The following is an 18,753-nucleotide window of genomic DNA, read 5'->3' on the forward strand; positions in this document are numbered from 1 at the left end:
ACTGTGCAGCTCATCCCGTGCCCCTGGTGCGGTCCCCGCGAGGAGACCGAATTCCACTACGGCGGCCAAGCCCACGTCGCGTACCCGCAGGACCCGGCGGCACTGTCCGACGAGGAGTGGGCGAAGTACGTCTTCTTCCGCGCCAACCCGAGCGGCCCGCTGGCCGAGCGCTGGACGCACAGCGCGGGTTGCCGCCGCTGGTTCAACGCCGTCCGCGACACCCGCACCCACGAACTCGCGGCGGTCTACCGCCTCGACGAACCCCGGCCGGTGATCCCATGACCTTCCGCCTCCCCAGCGGCGGTCACCTCGACCGCGACACCCTCCTCCACTTCACCTTCGACGGCCGCGTCCTTACCGGGCACCCCGGCGACACGCTCGCCTCCGCGCTGCTGGCCAACGGCGTGCACCAGGTGGCCAGGAGCGTCAAGCTCGGCCGCCCGCGCGGCATCATGGCGGCGGGCGTCGAAGAGCCGAACGCGGTGGTGCAGCTGGAAAAGCCGTTCCCCGAACCCATGCAGACCGCCACCACCGTCGAGCTGTTCGACGGCCTGGTCGCGCGCAGCCTGTCCGGGCAAGGCCGGCTGGCGGCCGAACCGGACCCGGCGCGGTACGACGCGAAACACCTGCACTGCGACGTGCTGGTAGTCGGCGTGGGACCGGCTGGCCTGGTCGCCGCTCGCACGGCCGCGCAGACGGGAGCGCGGGTCGTGCTGGTGGACGACCAGCCGGAGCCCGGCGGTTCGCTGCTCGGCTCGAACGAGTACGTGGACCTCAAGCCCGCCGTCGAATGGGCCCGCGCGATCGCCGACGAACTCCGCGCGACCCCGGACGTGCACGTCCTCGACCGGACCACCGCGTTCGGCGCCTACGACGACGGTTTCGTCCTCGCCGTGCAAAACCGGACCTCCGGTGCGGCCCGGCAGCGCGTGTGGCGGATCCGCGCGGCGCGGACCGTGTTCGCGACCGGCGCGCACGAACGCCCGATCGTGTTCCCGGACAACGACCGTCCCGGCATCCTCCTCGCCGGCGCCGCACGGACTTACCTGCACCGGTACGGCGTCCTGCCCGGCCGCCGCGCCGTGGTGTTCACCATGGACGACTCCGCCTACGCCACCGCGATCGACCTCGCCGACGCCGGGGTCGAGGTCCCGCTGGTGGCCGACGTCCGCGCAGCCGCCCCGGAAAACTGGGCCGCCGCCTGCGCGGAACGGGGGATCGAAGTCCGCACCGGCACTGCGGTGACCGGCACCGAAGGCACCGAACGCGTCACCGGCGTGCGCGTCGCCGGGGACCTGATCCCGTGCGACACGCTCCTGGTCTCGGGCGGCTGGACCCCTGCGGTGCACCTGTTCAGCCAGCTGCGCGGCGCCTTGCGCTACGAACCCGCCCTCGGCGCGTACCTCCCCGACGGAGACCTCCCGGCCGCGCGGGTGGCAGGCAGCGCGAACGGCACCTTCGACTTCGCCGGTTGCGTCCGGGAAGGCCGCGCCGCTGTGGCGAAAACGCCAGGGGAGATCCCGGTCTCCGACGCACGACCGCGCGAACTGGCCTCCGCGGTCGAATGGCAGATCCCCGGCCCAGAGTCCGAAGTGGACACCCGTTTCGTGGACCTGCAGCGCGACGCCACCGTGTCCGACGTCCTCCGCGCGACCGGCGCGGGCCTCCGTTCGCTGGAGCACGTGAAGCGCTACACCACCATCGGCACCGCGCACGACCAGGGCAAAACCTCCGGCATGCTCGCCGCCGGGATCACCGCCGAAGCCCTCGGCGTCGACCTCGCAGACCGCCGCCCGACCACCTACCGCCCGCCGTACACGCCGGTCGCCTTCGCCGCGCTGGCCGGACGGAACCGCGGCGAGCTGCACGATCCGATCCGCGTCACCGCCCTGCATTCCTGGCACGTCGAGCACGACGCGGAGTTCGAGAACGTCGGCCAGTGGAAGCGCCCGTGGTACTACCCACAGCCCGGCGAAGACCTGCACGCCGCGGTCCGGCGCGAATGCCTCGCCGCGCGCACCGACGTGGCCATGATGGACGGTTCCACCCTCGGCAAGATCGACGTCCAGGGCCCGGACGCCGCCGAGTTCCTCGACATGCTCTACACGAACCTGATGAGCACGCTCAAAGTCGGCCGCATCCGCTACGGCGTGATGTGCGGCGTCGACGGCATGGTCATCGACGACGGCACTGTCATCCGCGTCGCCGAGGACCGCTTCCTCGTCACCACGACCACCGGCAACGCCGCGATTGTGCTGGACTGGATGGAGGAGTGGCTGCAAACCGAGTGGCCGCACCTGCGCGTGTTCGCCACCTCGGTCACCGAGCACTGGGCCACCGTGGCGCTCGTCGGCCCGCGTTCGCGCGAGGTGCTGGCCGGGCTCGCGCCGGAGCTGGACGTCAGCGCCTTCGGCTTCATGACCTGGCGCGACGCCGAGGTCGCCGGGATCGCCGCGCGGGTGTGCCGGATCAGCTTCTCCGGCGAGCTGGCGTACGAGATCAACGTCCCGTCCTGGTACGGCCTCGCGCTCTGGAAAGCGTTGGCGGAGCAGGGAATCACGCCGTACGGCACCGAAACCATGCACGTCCTGCGCGCGGAGAAGGGCTACCCGATCATCGGCCAGGACACCGACGGCACGGTCACTCCGCAAGACCTCGGCATGAGCTGGGCGGTGTCCAAAAAGAAGGTCGACTTCATCGGCAAACGGTCGTTCTCGCGGGCGGAAAATCTGCGGCCGGACCGCAAGCAGTTCGTCGGCCTGCTGCCGGTCGATCCCACCGTGCTGCTGCCGGAGGGCGCGCAGGTCATCGAGACCGCGCACGTACCGCGGCCGCCGGTGCGGATGCTCGGCCACGTCACCTCCAGCTACCCGAGCGCCGCGCTGGACCGCACCTTCGCGCTCGCGCTCGTCCGCTCCGGCGGGGAACGGATCGGGGAGACGCTGTACGTCCCGGTCGGCGACGAGGTGGTGCCGGTGACGGTGACCGAATCCGTGCTCTACGACAAGGAGGGGACCCGTCGTGACGGCTGAAACCCTGTCTCCGCTCGCGGAGCACGCGGGCTTGCTCGCCAGCTGCGCACCCGCGGTGCGCGCTGAAGAACGCCCGTTCGTCTCGCAGCTCAACGTCCGCATCCGCGAAGGCCACGACGCCGCCGCAGCAGTCCTCGGCGTCGCGCTGCCGGAACCGTGCCGGTTCACCACCGGCATCGGCGACATCCTGTGGCTCGGCCCCGACGAGTACCTCGTCCTCGGCGCACCCGAAGGCACCGAAGCCGCACTACGAGACGCGATCACCGTCGGCGCGGTCACCGACGTGTCCGCACAGCGCACCACGGTGCGGCTGGCCGGAGCGGCGGCCCGCGACGTCCTGGCACACGGCTGCGCGATCGACCTCCACCCGAAAGCCGCCCTGCCGGGCACCTGCGTCCAGACCTTGCTGGCCCGCACTGGAATCATCCTGCTGGCACGGGAAGCGGGGGAGTTCACCGTCCTCGTGCGCCAGTCGTTCGCCCCCTACTTCGCCGCCTGGCTCGCCGACGCGGCGCTCGAATACCGAGAGGAGGAGTCTTGACCCAGTTCACCCTCACCCTGCACTGCCCCGAGCGCTCCGGGATCGTGCACGCCGTGACGACGTTCCTGGTCGGGAACGGCTGCGACATCGTCGAGCACCAGCAGTTCGACGACGACGTCCACGGAGAACTCTTCCTGCGCACCGAATTCACCTGCGCCGGACCGGCCACAGTGGACGATCTCACCCGCGAGTTCGACCTCGTCGCCCGCGATTACGCCATGCGGTACCGGTTCTCCGACCGCACCCCGGACCGCCTGCTGGTCATGGTGTCGAAGGCCGGGCACTGCCTCAACGACCTCCTCTTCCGCTGGCGCGCGGGCGCACTCGGCGCGGAAATCGCGCTCGTGGCGTCCAATCACGAGGACCTCCGCCCGATGGCCGAGGCCGCCGGGCTGCCGTTCGAGCACATCCCGGTGACGCCCGCGACCAAACCGGAAGCTGAACAGCGGCTGCTCGACCTGGTGCGGGAGCACGACATCGACCTCGTCGTGCTGGCCCGCTACATGCAGGTGCTGTCCGACGAGCTGTGCCAGAAGCTGCAGGGCCGCGCGATCAACATCCACCACTCGTTCCTGCCCGGCTTCAAGGGCGCGAAACCGTACGCGCAGGCCTACGACCGGGGCGTGAAGTACGTCGGCGCGACCGCGCACTACGTGACCCCCGAACTCGACGAGGGCCCGATCATCGAGCAAGAGGTGCAGCGGGTCGACCACTCGCACTCGCCGCGCGCGCTCGCGACCGTCGGCCGCGACGCCGAAGCGCTGGCGCTGTCCCGCGCGGTGCGCTGGCACTGCGAACGGCGCGTCCTGCTCAACGGCACCCGGACCGTCGTCTTCCGCTGACCTATCCCAGGGAGTTCTCATGACCCGTGTCGTGATCATCGGCGCCGGAATCGTGGGCGCGAACCTCGCCGACGAGCTGACCCTGCGCGGCTGGACCGACGTCACCGTGCTCGACCAGGGCCCGCTGCCGCTGACCGGCGGCTCGACGTCGCACGCGCCGGGTCTGGTGTTCCAGACCAACCCGTCGAAGGCGATGACCGAATTCGCCGGCTACACCGTCCGCAAGCTGCTCGACCTCGGCTGTTTCCACCAGGTCGGCGGCATGGAGGTGGCCAGCACCGCAGCCCGCTGGGCGGACCTGAAACGCAAGCACGGCTGGGCGACGTCGTGGGGCGTCGAAGCGCACCTGATCGACCCGGACGAATGCGTCCGCCGCTGGCCGATGCTCGACCAGGACCAGATCTTCGGCGCGCTCTACGTCCCGACCGACGGCCTCGCCGTCGCCTCGCGCGCGGTGTCGGAGCTGATCACCCGGGCCACCTCACGCGGCGCGCAGTTCGTCGGCTCCACCCGGGTGACCGGCATCGAGCAGGCGCACGGGCACGTCACCGGCGTCGAGACGGCCGACGGCGTGATCCCGGCCGACATCGTGGTGTCCTGCGCCGGATTCTGGGGCCGGGAGATCGGCGAGATGGTCGGCATGACCGTGCCGTTGTTGCCGCTGGCGCACCAATACGCGAAAACCGGCCAGCTCGCCGAACTCGCCGGAGCCGATCCGGCGACTCCCGCGCTGCCGATCCTGCGCCACCAGGACCAGGACCTCTACTTCCGCCAGCACGGCGACCGGCTCGGCATCGGCTCGTACGCGCACCGCCCGATGCCGGTGGACAAATTCGCCGAACCCGGCGAGGTTACCGCGTCCGCGATGCCGTCGATGCTGCCGTTCACCGAGGACGATTTCGCGCCGTCGTGGGAGGAAAGTAAGCTCCTGTTGCCCGCGCTCGGCCAGACGAAGGCGGAGGAGGGCTTCAACGGCATCTTCTCCTTCACCCCGGACGGCGGCTCGCTCGTGGGCGAATCGAGCGACGTCCGCGGATTCTGGATCGCCGAGGCCATCTGGGTCACGCATTCCGCGGGCATCGCGAAGGCGGTCGCGGAATCCATTGTGGACGGTCGCGCCGAGACCGACCTGCACGAACTGGACGTGCACCGCTTCGAGGACGTCCAGCTGGCCCCGGAGTACGTCCGCGAGACCGCGCAGCAGAACTTCGTGGAGATCTACGACGTCCTGCACCCGCTGCAGCCCCGGCTTTCGCCGCGCGACCTGCGGGTGAGCCCGTTCCACGCCCGCCAGCGCGAGCTGGGCGCGGTATTCCTGGAAGCGGGCGGCTGGGAACGGCCGCACTGGTTCGAGTCCAACGCTCATCTGCTGAAGGACCTGCCGCACGACTTCCTCCCGCCCGCGCGCGACGCCTGGGCCAGCCAGTTCCACTCGCCGATCGTCGCAGCGGAGGCCTGGCACACCCGAAACCGCGTCGCGCTGTACGACATGACCCCGCTCAAGCGCGTCGAGGTCAGCGGCCCGGGCTCGCTGGAGTTCCTGCAGGGGCTCACGACGAACCAGCTGGCGAAGTCGGTCGGCTCCGTCACCTACACGCTGATGCTCGACGACGCCGGCGGTGTCCGCAGCGACATCACCGTGGCACGGCTGGAACCGGAGCTGTTCCAGGTCGGCATCAACGGCAACATCGACGTCGCGTACCTGCGCAGCCGCGCCCCCGAAGGCGTTCGGGTCGCGGACACCACAGGCGGCACCTGCTGCGTCGGCGTGTGGGGCCCGCTCGCCCGCGACCTGGTGCAACCCCTGTCGGCGGAAGACCTTTCGCACACCGGACTCAAGTACTTCCGCGGCCGCCGGGCCCGGATCGCCGGAGTCCCGGTGACCATCCTGCGACTGTCCTATGTGGGCGAACTCGGCTGGGAGATCTACACCTCCGCGGACAACGGCCAGCGTCTGTGGGACGCACTGTGGCGCGCCGGTCAGCCGTTGGGCGTCATCGCCGCTGGGCGGGGCGCGTTCAACAGCCTCCGCCTGGAGAAGGGCTACCGGCTGTGGGGCACCGATATGACCACCGAACACGACCCGTACGAGGCCGGCGTCGGTTTCGCGGTGCGCCCGGCGAAGGGCGACTTCGTCGGCCGCGACGCGATCGACGGCCGCAGCGAGGACACCGCCGCCCGACGGCTGCGCTGCCTCACCGTGAACGACGGCCGGACCGTCGTACTGGGCAAGGAGCCGGTGTTCGTAGACGGCGTCGCGGCGGGCTACGTCACGAGCGCCGCCTACGGCTACACGATCGGCCGCCCCATCGCGTACGGCTGGCTGCCGGGCTCCGTGGAGATCGGCGCCACGGTGGAGATCGAGTACTTCGGACGGCGCGTGCCCGCGACCGTGGCCGCGGAACCGCTGGTAGACCCCGGGATGGAGCGCATCCGGCGCTGAGTGAGAAGGAGACCCGTCATGCGGGACCAGATCGTGAGCGATTTCCTGAACACCCTCGCCCGGCCCGCGATCCCGGCTCCGGCCGGGGCGACCGTCGCGGCCCTCGCGCTCGCACAAGCCGCCGCGCTGCTGAGCCGGTCAGCCGGCGGCGACGCCGAGGCGGACCACCTGACACGGCAAGCGTTGCGGCTGGCCGAGATCGACGCCCACGCCGTCACCCACGACGTCCCCGACCGCGCACAACCCGCCGCGGACGTGGTCGCCGCCGCGGCGGACGTGGTCCGATTGGCGGAACGCCTGCTGTCCACTGTGGACCCTTCGGCGCTGCCGGACGTGTGCGCGGCGGCGGAAATAGCCCGTTCCTCCGCGCTGACGGCCCGCGTCGCGGTCGAAGCGCGAAACGGTTTCGCGGCCGGCGCGGACGCGGTAGCCGAACGGGCCGGACGGGTGACGGAGGCGGTCCGTTCGGGCGTGCACAGCGGGGTGTGACAGCGGCGGCGGGCCGGGACTGGCAAGATCTGCGGTGTTCTTCACCGACACCCGTTCCCCGGACACCGCAGTGAGGATCGCCGCATGGCTGTGCCGCCCCTGCTCACGCTGAACAACTCGGTCACCATCCCGCAGCTCGGACTCGGCATGTACCAGGTCCGGCCCGACCAAGTCGCGAAGGTCGTCGCGACGGCGTTCGAAGCCGGATACCGCAGCATCGACACCGCCGCGATGTACGGCAACGAGGCCGAGGTCGGCACCGCCGTGCGCGAGTCCGGGCTGCCGCGCGAGGACGTCTTCGTCACCACGAAGGTCTGGAACACCGACCACGGCTACGACAACACCCTGCGCGCCTTCGACCGCAGCGCCGAGGCTCTCGGACTCGGCCCGGTGGATTTGTACCTGATCCACTGGCCGAAACCGGAGCTGGACCGCTACGTCGAAACCTGGCGCGCCCTGGAATTGCTGCTGAACGAGGGCCGCGTCCGGGCGATCGGCGTCTCGAACTTCGGCATCGACCACCTGCGCCGCCTGCTGGACGAGACCGACGTGGTGCCGGTGGTCAACCAGGTCGAACTGCACCCGTGGCAGCAGCAGGCCCCGCTGCGCGAGTTCCACGCCGAGCACGGCATCGCGACCGAGGCCTGGAGCCCGCTGGCCCGCGGCCGGAACCTGAACGACCAGGTGATCACCGCACTGGCCGCGAAGTACGGCAAGACGCCCGCCCAGCTCGTCCTGCGCTGGCACCTGCAGCAGGGCATCATCGCGATCCCGAAGTCGGCGACCCCGTCGCGGATCCGCGAGAACACCGAGGTCTTCGACTTCGAGCTGGCCGAAGACGACCTGCTGGCCCTGGCCGAACTCGACTCGTGAGCGCTAGCGCCTGGACGGGGGTCGTGAGTGGCAATCCCGGTTAGAACCGCGATTGCCACTCACGACCCCCGTCGGCGCGGGACCGATGCGCTGTCACCCGTCGGCGCGCGCGAAAGGCCCCCGCTGCGGCCGTGAAGCTCGTGAGCGCGCACGCCGGTTCTAACCGGCCCACCACTCACGAGAGGCCAGGATCAAGCCGCCCGGATCCCCGCCGCCGCGAAGTCGGCCAGCTGGGCCGGTTCCTTGAGGAACGCGCGGAAGCTCTGCGTGCCGCGCTGCTGGGTCTCGTCGATCGACGCGCCGGACAGCCCGACGAACGGGTAGTCCGCCGGCGGGCCCGAGCCGATCGGCATCGGGGGCGAGCCGATGACGTCCGGCTTGGCCTTCGACAGCTGCGTGACCCAGTACGACGATTCCGGGATCCAGCCGTCCGGCAGGCCGCCGATGGCGTCGAGCGAGGACTTGCCGGTGAGCGCGTTCAGCACGTCGGGGGCGGGCTTGCTCTGCACCGCCACGTGCACGCAGCTGCCGTGCACCTGCGTCAGGTCCTGGTTCCAGCGCGTCGCCGCGGCCTCGACCGGCTTGGCGATCTGCGGGGTCACCACGATCCGGATGTCGGTGCGGCCGCCGTTGCAGCTCGCGGCCTGCGCTTCGGCGCGGTTGTTGAGCACGCTGTCGGCCCAGTTCCAGCCGACCACCCCGAGCGTCGCCAGCACGACGAGCCCGAGTGCCACGAGAGGCCACTTCGCGATCCGCCTGCGCGGAGCCTTCTTGGCGACGATCCGGTGCGATCCGGTCGTCTCGCTGCGGCCGGGGGACCGCTTCGGCGGATCGAGGGGGTGCGGCACCGGCTCCTCGGGCAGGTTGTGACGCCCCATCGTTGTCCTTTCGTGATGTGCACAACACGCTCTGTCATGCAACCAAACCGTTATCACTCTATCAGGCCAGCGACCTGCAGTGAATACTGTTACGCAGGGTGGTCGGCCCGCCGACCGGGCGGCTTCGGCACGGGGGCCGGACCGGCGAGCAGGTCGCGGCAGAGGCCGATCAGGCGGGCCCGCAGCGGCGCGGCCCGCTCGGCGAATCCGGCCTGAGCGCGCGCGTAGGAGGCCCGCCCTTCGGCGGTCTCGATCGGCACTGGCCGGTAGCCGTAGTCCGCCAAATCGTACGGGCTGGCCCGCATGTCCAGTTCACGGACGTCCGCCGCGAGCGCGAAACAGTCTCCGACCAGCTCGGCGGGCACGAACGGATCGAGCTTGTAGGCCCATTTGAACAGGTCCATGTTCGCGTGCAGGCAGCCCGGCTGCTCCAGCTCAACCTGGGATTCCCGGGTCGGCGCGAGCGTGTTGCGCGGCCGCGCGGGATCGGTGAAGAACCGGAACGCGTCGTAGTGCCCGCACCGGATGTCCATCGATTCCACGACCGCGTCGGTCCCGGCCGACCCGAGCCGCAGCGGGACCTGCGCGTGCCGCACCGAGTCCGCGGGCTCGCGGTAGACCATGGCCCATTCGTGGAGCCCGAAGCAGCTCAGCCGCGGCGACCGGGACGCGGTGGCCGTCAGCAGCTTCAGCACGAACTCCGCGGTGCGCGCCCGGCGGCCGGTGAAGGCCGCCGGGTCGAGCATGACGCCCGCCTCGGTCTCGACGTAGGCCGGACGGTCGAGAAACCGCCGCGCGGACGCGCCCGCGAGCGCCACTCCCGGACCCGGCTGCCAGCGTTCGAGATGGCCGGGCCGGTGCGAGTAGTAGGTGAACAGGAAGTCCAGCACGGGATGTTTCTCGCCCCGCGCCCGGCGTTCCTGGTGCGGCCCGGTCCACGCGCGCATCCGCTCGACGTGCGCGGCTTCGCGGGCCTTCCAGTCCGCCTCGGCGAGCACAACTGGCGCGCTCATGCCGCCACGTGGGTGCCGTCGCGGACAGTCCCCACGTACTCCTCGACAAGGTCTTCCAGCGCCACCACGCCGACGGCCGCGCCGGAAGCGTCGAGCGCCCGCGCGAGGTGGCTGCCTTCCTTGCGCATGGCCGAAAGCGCGACGTCCAGCCGGGCGTCCGAGCGCAGTTCGGTGAGCGGCCGCGTCTTGTCGTCCGGCACCACCGTGGCCGGGTCCTGGCCGACAAGATCCAGGACGTCCTTCACGTGGATGTAGCCGGTGAGCGAACCGTCGTCGGTGCACACCGGGAACCGCGAGAACCCGGTGGTGGACACCGCGCGCTCGACGTCGCCGAGCGTCGGCCCGCAGGGGAGCGTGGTGAGTTCCGAAGTGGGCACCAGCACGTCGGCGACCGTCTTCGCGACCGACGACAGCGTCTGCGAAAGCCGCCGGTGCTCGGACTGGTCGAGCAGCCCCTCCTGGCGCGATTCGCTGAGCAGCTCGGCCAGCTCGTCGGAGCTGTAAGCGGTCTCCAGCTCGTCCTTCGGCTCCACCTTCATCAGGCGCAGCAAGGAATTCGCGACGAAGTTGAGGAACGCGATGACCGGGTTCGCCAGCTTCACCCACGCCACGTGCACCGGCACGAGCCACAGCGCCAGCCGCTCCGGCTCGGCGATCGCGAGGTTCTTCGGCACCATCTCGCCGATCAGCACGTGCAGCATCGTGATGAACGCCAGCGCGATCGCGAACGAGATCGGGTGCAGCAGCTGGTCGGGAAGGCCGAGCAGGTCGAAGAACCCGGACAGCCGGTGCGCGACCGCGGGCTCGCCGAGCCGGCCGAGCAGCAGCGAGCAGATGGTGATCCCGAGCTGCGCCCCGGCGAGCATCTGCGACACGTGCTTGCTCGCGTTGATGACGATCTGCGCGCGGGTCTTCCCCTGCTCCAGCAACGCTTCCAGCCGGTCGCGCCGGGAGGAGATCAGGGTGAATTCCGCGCCAACGAAGAACGCGTTGGCCAGCAGCAGGACCACGACGAGCGCGATGTTCAGCCAGTCGCTCACGCGGTCACCTCGCGTTCGGCCGGGCGGACCTGGACCTCGGCGACGCGGTGCCGGTCCATGCTGGTGACCGCGAGCCGCCAGCCGTCGACCTCGACCTCGTCGCCCTCGGCCGGGATGGCGCCGAGCCGTTCCAGGATCAGCCCGGCGATGGTCTCGTAGTCGCCCTCGGGCATCCGGAAGCCGGTGATGTCGCGGACCTCGTCCGCGCGCAGCTGCCCGGACACGAGCCAGCGGTCCGCGCCGAGCTGCTGCGCGGCCGGGGCCTCGCGGTCGTCGTGCTCGTCGCGGACGTCGCCGATGATCTCCTCGACCACGTCCTCCAGCGTGACCAGCCCGGCGGTGCCGCCGTACTCGTCGACCACGATCGCGAGCTGGTAGCGCGAATCGCGCAGCCGGTTCAGCAGATCGTCGCCGGGCAGCGATTCCGGCACCGTGGGCACCGGCCGCATCGCCGAGCGGATCCGGGTGGTCGCGCGGTCGGCGGCGGGGACGGCGAACGCCTGCTTGACGTGCACCGCGCCCTGGACGTCGTCGAGATCCTCGGTGTAGACCGGGAACCGCGAGAACCCGGTGCGCCGGGAGATGTCGATGAGGTCGTCGATCGTGTCGTCCACGGTGAGCGATTCGACCTGCACGCGCGGCGTCATCAGCTCGTCCGCGGTGCGGTCGCCGAAGCGCAGCGAGCGGTCCAGCAGCTCCGCGGTGGACGTGTCGAGCTTCCCGCTTTCCGCGCTGGAGCGGACGATCGAGCCCAGCTCCTGCGGCGACCGCGCCGAGCGCAGCTCCTCCTGCGGCTCGATGCCGAACTTGCGGACGAGGAAGTTGGCGCTGTTGTTCATCAGCGTGATGAGCCAGCGGAACAGCGCGGAGAACCGGGCGTGGTACCCGGAAACCGCGCGCGCGGTCGGCAGCGGCCGCGCGATCGCGATGTTCTTCGGCACCATCTCGCCGAGGATCATCGACAGGAACGTGGCCAGCACCAGCGCGACCGCCACCGAGACCCCGGACGTCGCCGAAGCCGGGAGGCCGGTCGCGTCGAGCAGCGGGCGGACCAGGTCGCCGATGAGCGGTTCGGCGAGGAAACCGGTGATCAGCGTGGTGAGCGTGATCGCGACCTGCGCGCCGGACAGCTGGAAGCTCAGCGTGCGGTGCGCCTTCTGGACGGTGCGCGAACGCTTGTCACCGACCTGGCGGACGTCCGCGTCGACGGTGCTGCGCTCGAGCGCGGTCAGCGAGAACTCGGCGGCCACGGCGAGGCCGGTGCCGATCGTGAGAAGAAGGAAGAGCAGCACGCCGAGCACGGAAAGCAGGACGTGGATCATGCCGCACCGTCCGGGACGGCGAAACGGACGGCGGACGGGAAGCCGGGTCGTCGGAGACCCGGCCCGGTACTGTCACCGGGCGATGGCGCAGCGCGCACGGGTGGAAGTCACTCCTCGGGCAAAACTGGTTTGTACTGCGACGATGCCGACAATCGTACCGGGTCCGGGCGGCCGCGCCGCGACAGGACGCGAATCCGGCCCGGGTTTTTCGCTCCCGCCGCCGTCCGTGAAGGGAACCCCGACGGACTCAGCGGCTATCCGGGTTCCCTTCACGGACAGCCGAATCGGCTTTGTCCACAGTGGCGTTCAGCGCGGACGGCGGCCGAGCAGCGCGACCAGCCGGTCCTTCGCGGCGGCGTTGCGGCCCGCCGCGACCGGCGGGTCGAACAGGCCGAGCCCCTGCCAGTCGTCGATCATCGGGCGCAGCACGTCGAGCAGCCGCCCGGCGAGGCGGTCCGGCACCGGGTTCGGCCTGCCCAGCGCCGTGGCGAGGTCCCAGCCGTGCACGGCGAGGTCGAGCGTCATCTGCCAGGCGTATTCCTCGGCGGGCACCAGTCCGAACGACACGTGCACGGTGCGGCGCAGCGCGCCCGGCGCGAGCCACGCTTCCCGGGCGGCGGCGGAAGACTTCTCCCACACCGAGAGCGGGTCGTCGCCGAGGACGTCGCCCTCGTAGCGGGTGCCGACCTCGTCGAGCGTCGCCCCGGCGAGCAAGTGCGGTACCCAGAGTTGTTCGGCCGCCAGATGGTTCACCAGATCGCGTACCGACCACTCGGCGCACGGCGTGCCGCGCGACCAGTCTCCGGGCCCGGCCGCGCGCACGGCCGCGTCGAACACGTCGAGTGCGCTGCCGTGGGCGGCGAGGAGATCCACGGGGCACATTGAACACGAACCCGGCCGATCGCGTCGGACCCTACGCCCGCGCGCCGGGCCGGTGCCGCCGCACGGTCTCCTCGACCAGGTCCAGCACCGGGCCGAGATCGTCGCCGGGCAGGCCCATCGCGAGGTGCGAGACCAGTCCTTCGAGGACCAGCTCCAGGAACGCGGTCAGCACGCTGACGTCGACGTCGTCGCGCAGGTTGCCGGCCTTGCGCTGCCATTCGAGGCGGTCGCGGGTGGCCTCGGTCAGCTGCTGCGAGCGTTCCGCCCACCGGCCGCGGAACTCCGGGTCGGTGCGCAGCCGCCGGGACACCTCCAGCCGGGTGCCGAGCCAGTCCGCCGGGTGCTCGCTGTTCCCGGCCAGCAGGTCGCGCATGACCTGGACCAGGCCCTGTTCGGCGACGACGTCGGCCATCCGCACCGCGTCGTCCTCGGCGAGGGCGAGGAAGAGCGACTCCTTGTCGCGGAAGTGGTGGAAGATGGCTCCGCGCGAGAGGCCGGTAGCTTCTTCGAGGCGGCGTACCGTGGCACCCTCGTAGCCGTAGCGTGCGAAACACACGCGCGAGCCGTCGAGGATCTGGCGCCGGCGTGCGTCGAGGTGATCCTGGCTGACCCGTGGCATCCTGAAATCCTGACATCGCGGACCGGGTTCTCGCAATCCGTACGTACGTACTGTGACATCCCGCCGGGTGAAATGCGCGCCGTCACACTGCCGGGTTCTCGGCTGACACGACCGTGCCGGTTGACTACGCTGTGCACATCACGACGTGAACGGACGTGGAGCACCGGAAAGGGAGCGGCCTTGGTCATCGGCGAGTCGGGCCGTGCGCGGGGCGGGTTCGCCATGGACGCGGCCGAGCTGACCGCCGTGATCCGGCTGTGGGAGGACCAGCTCGGCAAGATCACCGCCGACGGCCGCGCGATCGACGAGATCCTCGCCGTCTTCGCCGCTCCCGGCACTGATCCGGCGAGCGCGGAGTACGCCGCCGCCGGCGCGGAATCCCTGCGCACGCTGCGCGAGCAGAACGAGGCGCTGCGCCGGTACGCCGCCGGATACCTCGACAAGCTGCGCACCGCGCGGGACCGGACAGCCGAGGCGGACCAGGCGGGTGCCGGCCTCAGCGGCGGCCGGTAGCCGGGCGGACCCGGCTGCGCACGAAGGGAACCAGGTGGACGGCAAGCAGATCTTCGACAACTTCCGCGGCGGCGACACGTCCGGGCTGCGCGCCGCGGCGGCGAAGGTCCAGGAGCTTTCGGCGGCCTATCTGGAGCGCGCACAGAGCGTGAAGGACCTGCAGGAGCGGATGGCGCGCTCGTGGACCGGCGACACCGCGGACGCGGCCAAGGCGGGCGCGGGACCGGTCGAGGCGGGATTCCGGGAGTCCGCCGATCCGCTCGACCTCACCAGCGCGTCCATGGACACCCAGGCCAGCAGCTTCGAAAGCTCCCGGCACGCGGTCGTCGACGTGCCGCCGCGCCCGGAGCGGCCGCAGCCGTGGGCCGGTCCGCTGCAGGCGGTGCTGCCCGCGTCGGCCGCGCCAGTGTCCTTTCAGGACGGAATCGACCGGTTCCACGGGGCGAACGAGAACAACGTCCGGGTGATGGAGCAGTACCACGGCGTCACCGCGAACACGAAACGCGTGCTGCCGAAGCAATACGGCCCGGTCGTCCCGGACGGCGCCCCGGTCCGCCGGACCACTTCGGACGGCACGACCACGCAGGCCGCCGCGAGCCACGACCGGAACGGCCCCGGGGCCGCGGTGCTGCCGACGGCGGTGAGCGAACCGTCCCAGCGCGGCTCGGGCGCGGCGGTCGGCGGTGCCCCGGGAGTGCAGGGCGGTCCGGGCGACGGGCTGCACCGGCGGCCGGACTATCTCCTCGAGGCCGATCCCGAAGGGGCGTTCGGTCCCGGCGGCTCGGCGGCCCAGCCGGTTCTCGGCGACGAGGAGGAGTAGCCGGTGGCCGATCCGGCGGGACGGGTGGATGTCCCGGTCGAAGCGCTCGCCGCGCTCGCCGAGCGCGAACAGGTGGGGCGGCTGCACGTGACGCTGCGGCCCGATCCGGCGTGGCTGTCGGAAACCGAGCACGACGAAGCGGCCAAACGGGTGGACGACGCGCTGGCGCTGGCCGGCCTGGTCGACTCGCGGGGCAGGGCCACCGTGGACTTCCTCGACTGGCTGCCGCTGCTCGTGCGCCCGGTAATCGAGTACTACGGATGGGTCGCGACCGGCGATCGCACGTACGGCGTGCTCGCCGCGGCGAGCGGACTGCAGGCGGTGCTCGCGGTGTCCGACGGCGAACAGGTCGGCGTCCAGGAGATCGACCGCGAACGCGTGCTGGAAACGCTCGTCGACCAGTTGCCCGCGGTCGGCCCGGGCGGCGGGTTCGTCCGCAGCGTGCGCGTCGCGGACCTCACCGAAGCCGCCCGCCGCGGCGAGGACGCTTTTCCGTTGGACCCGGTGCTGTCGGACGTGCTAACCCTGGTGCAGCGTCCGGTGCACGGCAGCGGAGAGCTGTACGCGGGACGACGCGACGACGTCGGCCGGTACGTCCGGCTGGAAGAACCCCTGCATTACGCGGACACGGACTGGGGCAGGTACCTCAGCTACACCGTCGGGACCGGGCCGGACGCGGAAATCCGGATCGGGCCGGCCGGCCCGGCCGAGCTGTGCGGTGCGCTGCGGGCTCTGGAGCGCACCCTGAACTGAGGGGAAAGCGTTGCGCTATCCGGAAATCGAGCCGTACGACAGCGGGCTGCTCGACGTCGGCGACGGGCACCGGGTGTATTGGGAGACCTGCGGGAATCCGGACGGGAAACCGGTGCTGGTGCTGCACGGCGGGCCCGGGTCGGGGTGCAGCGAGGGGATGCGGCGGTTCTTCGATCCGGCGCGGTACCGGGTTGTTTTGGTGGATCAGCGGGGTTGCGGGCGCAGTACGCCGCATGCCGGGGATACCGTTGATGCGTTAGCGGCTAATACGGCGGCGCATTTGATGGCTGATTTCGAACTGCTGCGGGAGATGCTGGGGATTTCGCGGTGGATGTTGTTCGGGGGGTCGTGGGGGTGTGTGCTCGGGCTGGCTTATGCGGAGCGGTATCCGGAGCGGGTTTCCGAGATTGTGATGATGGGGCTGGCTACTGATCGGCAGGTCGAGATTGACCTGTTGACGGGCGGGCTGGGCGGGATGTTTCCGGAGGCGTTCGCGCGGTTCCGGGACGGGGTGCCGGAGGGGGAAGGGGATTTGGCGGCGGCTTACTGCCGGTTGCTGGTGGATCCGGATCCGGCGGTGCATGAGGCTGCGGCTCGGGGGTGGTGTGCTTGGGAGGAGGCGATGTTGCCTGGGGTGCCGCCTTCTCCTCGGTTTGCGGAGCCTCGGTTTCGGTTGGGGTTCGCGCGGTTGGTTACGCATTATTTTTCGCGCGGGTGTTTTTTGGAGGACGGGGGGATTTTGCGGGATGCTCGGCGGTTGGCGGGGATTCCGGTGGTGTTGGTGCAGGGGGTGCTGGATTTGGGGAATCTGGTGGGGACGCCTTGGTTGCTGGAGCGGGCTATTCCGGGGGCGGAGTTGGTTTTGGTGGGTGGGGCTGGGCATACTACTGCGGTTTCTTCGATGGAGGATGCGTTGGTTGCGGCTACGGATCGGTTCGCTTTGTGAGCGGGGGCTTTGGTTGCGTGGGGCACCCCGAAGCCCAAGTGTGCTGACGGGCGGCGGGTGTTTGTCAAGGCGGGAAAGATGCCTTGACAAACACCCGCCGCCCGCAGGGAGGCTTCGTATCGGGGTGCGGGGGAGGGGCTGGGTGCCTCGTTCGGTGGGTGCGTCGGCGGTGGTTCAGGCCAAGGTCCGTGAAGGACTCCTTGAGGGAATCAGGTTCCCTCAAGGAGTCCTTCACGGACTTGAAGAAACGGACGTGCGGGCATCGGTCGGGCATATCGCTGACGTGGGTGTCCTTTATGGACGGTCGGAGGCTGAGGCTGCCGGTTAAGTCCCTGGCATTGGAATCTAGGTCGGTGAAGGGTTCCCCTCACGGATCGCAGAAGTCCGTGAGGGGAACCCTGAGGGACTCTGATTCCCCTTGGGTTCCCCTCACGGAACTTGAAAACCGCCGCGTGGGCGGAGCGGAGCGGGCTCCATCACGGGATCATGAGTGCGGGGGCGCCGCGCGGGCTGAGGGATTCGGCGGTGCGGGCTGCCCTCGTCGCCTCGGCTTGCTGCAGGGCGGTCACGCGTGGCGGGACTCGGTCCAGGTGCCATTCGGCCAGGACTAGTGCGACCTTTGCCTGCATTTCGTTGCGCAGTCGCAGGAACGAGTCAGCCGGGTCTGCGCCGACTTCACCCAGAAGGAGCCACCAAGCCCAGGCGGCGGCACCGGCGTTGGCGATGAAGTCCGGGATCACCGCGACGCCGCGTGCGGACAGCGCCGCCTCAGCTTCCGGGGTCGTGGCCGCGTTGGCTGCTTCTACGACGACCTTCGCCTTGACGAGGTTTTCGTTGTCTACCCGCAGGGCGTACGAAATCGCGGCGGGTACGAAGATGTCGGCGTCGGCGGACACGACGGCTTCGCGCGGCAGGGACTGGACGCCTTCCGGCAGGCGGGTCCGGTCGACCTCGCCGAAGCGGTCGCGCAGGTCCAGCAGCGCTGGGATGTCCAGGCCTTCGGGGTCGTACAGCGTGCCTGCGGCGTCCGCGACCGCGACGACCTTCATTCCGGCTTCGTGCAGGTACCAGGCTGCGCCGCCGCCCATGGTGCCGATGCCCTGGATCGCGACGGTCGTTTCGGGGACCTCCCAGCCCCACGTGTTCGCGGCGCCGAGGCAGGCCTGCGCCACGCCGTAGCCGCCGATGACGTCGCCGAGCAGCTGCCCGCCGGGGACGGGGGCGTTGAGCCCGGCCTGCACGCGGCGGAGGGTGCGCGCCGGATCGGCCGAGCGGCGGATCGCGGCGTGGTACGACTGCTCCAGACCGAGCGTCGCGAAAACCTCGTCGATGAGGTGCTGGGGGACACCGAGGTCCTCCGCGGTCACCCAGCTGGCGTCCAGCCACGGGCGCAGGAACTCGCAGAAGCGGGTGAGGACGCCGGTCGCGCGCGGGTCCTTCGGGTCGAAGTCGATGCCGCCCTTCGCGCCGCCGACCGGGAGGTTGAACGCGGCCGTCTTGTTCGCCATGCCGCGGGCGAGGTCGGCGACCTCGTCGACCGTGCAGCCGGCGCGCATTCGCGTTCCGCCCGTGGCGACGCCGGAAACCAGGCTGTGCACGACCAGGTAGCCGCGCGCGCCCGTGACCGGGTCCGTCCACGTGAGCTTCATCAGCGGTTCGGCGATCCGCGTGTCCATCGAGCCACTCACCTCCTCGAGTCCCGGGCGGCGCGTCTCGCCGCCTGCTTCCGAGGGTGCTGCCCGTTCGG

Annotated in this window: 18 protein-coding genes; 11 read left to right on the forward strand and 7 right to left on the reverse strand. The window is 70.6% G+C overall.

Going from position 1 to position 18,753, the window contains the following annotated elements; all coding sequences use genetic code 11:
• Positions 1 to 3 precede the first annotated feature (3 nt).
• The 7 genes from ACFSVL_RS45250 to ACFSVL_RS45280 all read left to right on the forward strand — a co-directional run bounded on the left by ACFSVL_RS45250 (position 4) and on the right by ACFSVL_RS45280 (position 8,220).
• Positions 4 to 282 carry a sarcosine oxidase subunit delta gene (locus ACFSVL_RS45250; protein WP_009078042.1) on the forward strand — a complete coding sequence of 93 codons (279 nt, stop codon included), beginning with the start codon at positions 4 to 6 and terminating at the stop codon, positions 280 to 282.
• On the forward strand, positions 279 to 3,032 hold the full coding sequence (locus ACFSVL_RS45255; RefSeq protein ID WP_378314140.1) for a 2Fe-2S iron-sulfur cluster-binding protein: 2,754 nt from the start codon (positions 279 to 281) through the stop codon (positions 3,030 to 3,032). The genes ACFSVL_RS45250 and ACFSVL_RS45255 overlap by 4 nt, the downstream gene beginning before the upstream one ends.
• Positions 3,022 to 3,573: a sarcosine oxidase subunit gamma gene (locus ACFSVL_RS45260; RefSeq protein WP_378314142.1), complete on the forward strand. Its 552-nt coding sequence runs from the start codon at positions 3,022 to 3,024 to the stop codon at positions 3,571 to 3,573. The genes ACFSVL_RS45255 and ACFSVL_RS45260 overlap by 11 nt, the downstream gene beginning before the upstream one ends.
• Positions 3,570 to 4,415 (forward strand): formyltetrahydrofolate deformylase, encoded by an 846-nt coding sequence (purU, locus tag ACFSVL_RS45265; protein ID WP_378314144.1) that lies wholly within the window; start codon positions 3,570 to 3,572, stop codon positions 4,413 to 4,415. Before ACFSVL_RS45260 ends, purU begins: the two co-directional genes overlap by 4 nt.
• Positions 4,416 to 4,434: 19 nt before the next feature.
• Positions 4,435 to 6,858 carry a GcvT family protein gene (locus ACFSVL_RS45270; RefSeq protein WP_378314145.1) on the forward strand — a complete coding sequence of 808 codons (2,424 nt, stop codon included), beginning with the start codon at positions 4,435 to 4,437 and terminating at the stop codon, positions 6,856 to 6,858.
• 18 nt (positions 6,859 to 6,876) lie between these two features.
• Positions 6,877 to 7,347, forward strand: a complete 471-nt coding sequence (locus ACFSVL_RS45275; protein WP_378314147.1) for a hypothetical protein — start codon at positions 6,877 to 6,879, stop codon at positions 7,345 to 7,347.
• An 84-nt stretch (positions 7,348 to 7,431) separates the two neighbouring features.
• Positions 7,432 to 8,220, forward strand: a complete 789-nt coding sequence (locus ACFSVL_RS45280) for an aldo/keto reductase (RefSeq protein ID WP_378314149.1) — start codon at positions 7,432 to 7,434, stop codon at positions 8,218 to 8,220.
• Between the two features lie 191 nt (positions 8,221 to 8,411).
• Here ACFSVL_RS45280 and ACFSVL_RS45285 read toward each other — a convergent pair whose 3' ends face one another.
• From ACFSVL_RS45285 to ACFSVL_RS45310, 6 genes are all read right to left on the reverse strand, one after another.
• A complete protein-coding gene (locus tag ACFSVL_RS45285; protein ID WP_378314151.1) occupies positions 8,412 to 9,098 on the reverse strand; it encodes a hypothetical protein in 687 nt (228 codons plus the stop codon).
• Positions 9,099 to 9,187: 89 nt separating this feature from the next.
• Positions 9,188 to 10,111: a 3-methyladenine DNA glycosylase gene (locus ACFSVL_RS45290; RefSeq protein ID WP_378314153.1), complete on the reverse strand. Its 924-nt coding sequence runs from the start codon at positions 10,109 to 10,111 to the stop codon at positions 9,188 to 9,190.
• The gene (locus ACFSVL_RS45295) at positions 10,108 to 11,151 is read right to left on the reverse strand and encodes a hemolysin family protein (RefSeq protein WP_378314155.1); all 1,044 of its coding nucleotides are present in this window, start codon (positions 11,149 to 11,151) and stop codon (positions 10,108 to 10,110) included. The genes ACFSVL_RS45290 and ACFSVL_RS45295 overlap by 4 nt, the downstream gene beginning before the upstream one ends.
• On the reverse strand, positions 11,148 to 12,473 hold the full coding sequence (locus ACFSVL_RS45300) for a hemolysin family protein (RefSeq protein ID WP_378314157.1): 1,326 nt from the start codon (positions 12,471 to 12,473) through the stop codon (positions 11,148 to 11,150). Before ACFSVL_RS45300 ends, ACFSVL_RS45295 begins: the two co-directional genes overlap by 4 nt.
• A gap of 306 nt (positions 12,474 to 12,779) precedes the next feature.
• On the reverse strand, positions 12,780 to 13,355 hold the full coding sequence (locus ACFSVL_RS45305; RefSeq protein ID WP_378314158.1) for a TIGR03086 family metal-binding protein: 576 nt from the start codon (positions 13,353 to 13,355) through the stop codon (positions 12,780 to 12,782).
• 31 nt (positions 13,356 to 13,386) lie between these two features.
• Positions 13,387 to 13,974 (reverse strand): TetR/AcrR family transcriptional regulator, encoded by a 588-nt coding sequence (locus tag ACFSVL_RS45310; protein WP_378314160.1) that lies wholly within the window; start codon positions 13,972 to 13,974, stop codon positions 13,387 to 13,389.
• Between the two features lie 180 nt (positions 13,975 to 14,154).
• Between ACFSVL_RS45310 and ACFSVL_RS45315 the strand changes: the two genes are divergently transcribed.
• The 4 genes from ACFSVL_RS45315 to pip are packed head-to-tail and all read left to right on the forward strand — an operon-like array spanning position 14,155 to position 17,006.
• Entirely contained in the window at positions 14,155 to 14,487 is a 333-nt protein-coding gene (locus ACFSVL_RS45315) for a hypothetical protein (RefSeq protein WP_378314161.1), read from the forward strand.
• 34 nt (positions 14,488 to 14,521) lie between these two features.
• Complete coding sequence (locus ACFSVL_RS45320; protein WP_378314163.1) at positions 14,522 to 15,307, forward strand: WXG100 family type VII secretion target; 786 nt, start codon at positions 14,522 to 14,524, stop codon at positions 15,305 to 15,307.
• Positions 15,308 to 15,331: 24 nt separating this feature from the next.
• Complete coding sequence (locus ACFSVL_RS45325) at positions 15,332 to 16,060, forward strand: ESX secretion-associated protein EspG (RefSeq protein ID WP_378314209.1); 729 nt, start codon at positions 15,332 to 15,334, stop codon at positions 16,058 to 16,060.
• A gap of 10 nt (positions 16,061 to 16,070) precedes the next feature.
• Positions 16,071 to 17,006 (forward strand): prolyl aminopeptidase, encoded by a 936-nt coding sequence (gene pip, locus ACFSVL_RS45330; protein WP_378314165.1) that lies wholly within the window; start codon positions 16,071 to 16,073, stop codon positions 17,004 to 17,006.
• Between the two features lie 476 nt (positions 17,007 to 17,482).
• Here the strand turns inward: pip and ACFSVL_RS45335 are convergent, their stop codons facing one another.
• On the reverse strand, positions 17,483 to 18,682 hold the full coding sequence (locus ACFSVL_RS45335) for a Glu/Leu/Phe/Val dehydrogenase dimerization domain-containing protein (RefSeq protein ID WP_378314167.1): 1,200 nt from the start codon (positions 18,680 to 18,682) through the stop codon (positions 17,483 to 17,485).
• Positions 18,683 to 18,753: the final 71 nt, after the last annotated feature.

This window comes from Amycolatopsis silviterrae, assembly GCF_042684085.1.
Lineage (GTDB): Bacteria > Actinomycetota > Actinomycetes > Mycobacteriales > Pseudonocardiaceae > Amycolatopsis > Amycolatopsis silviterrae.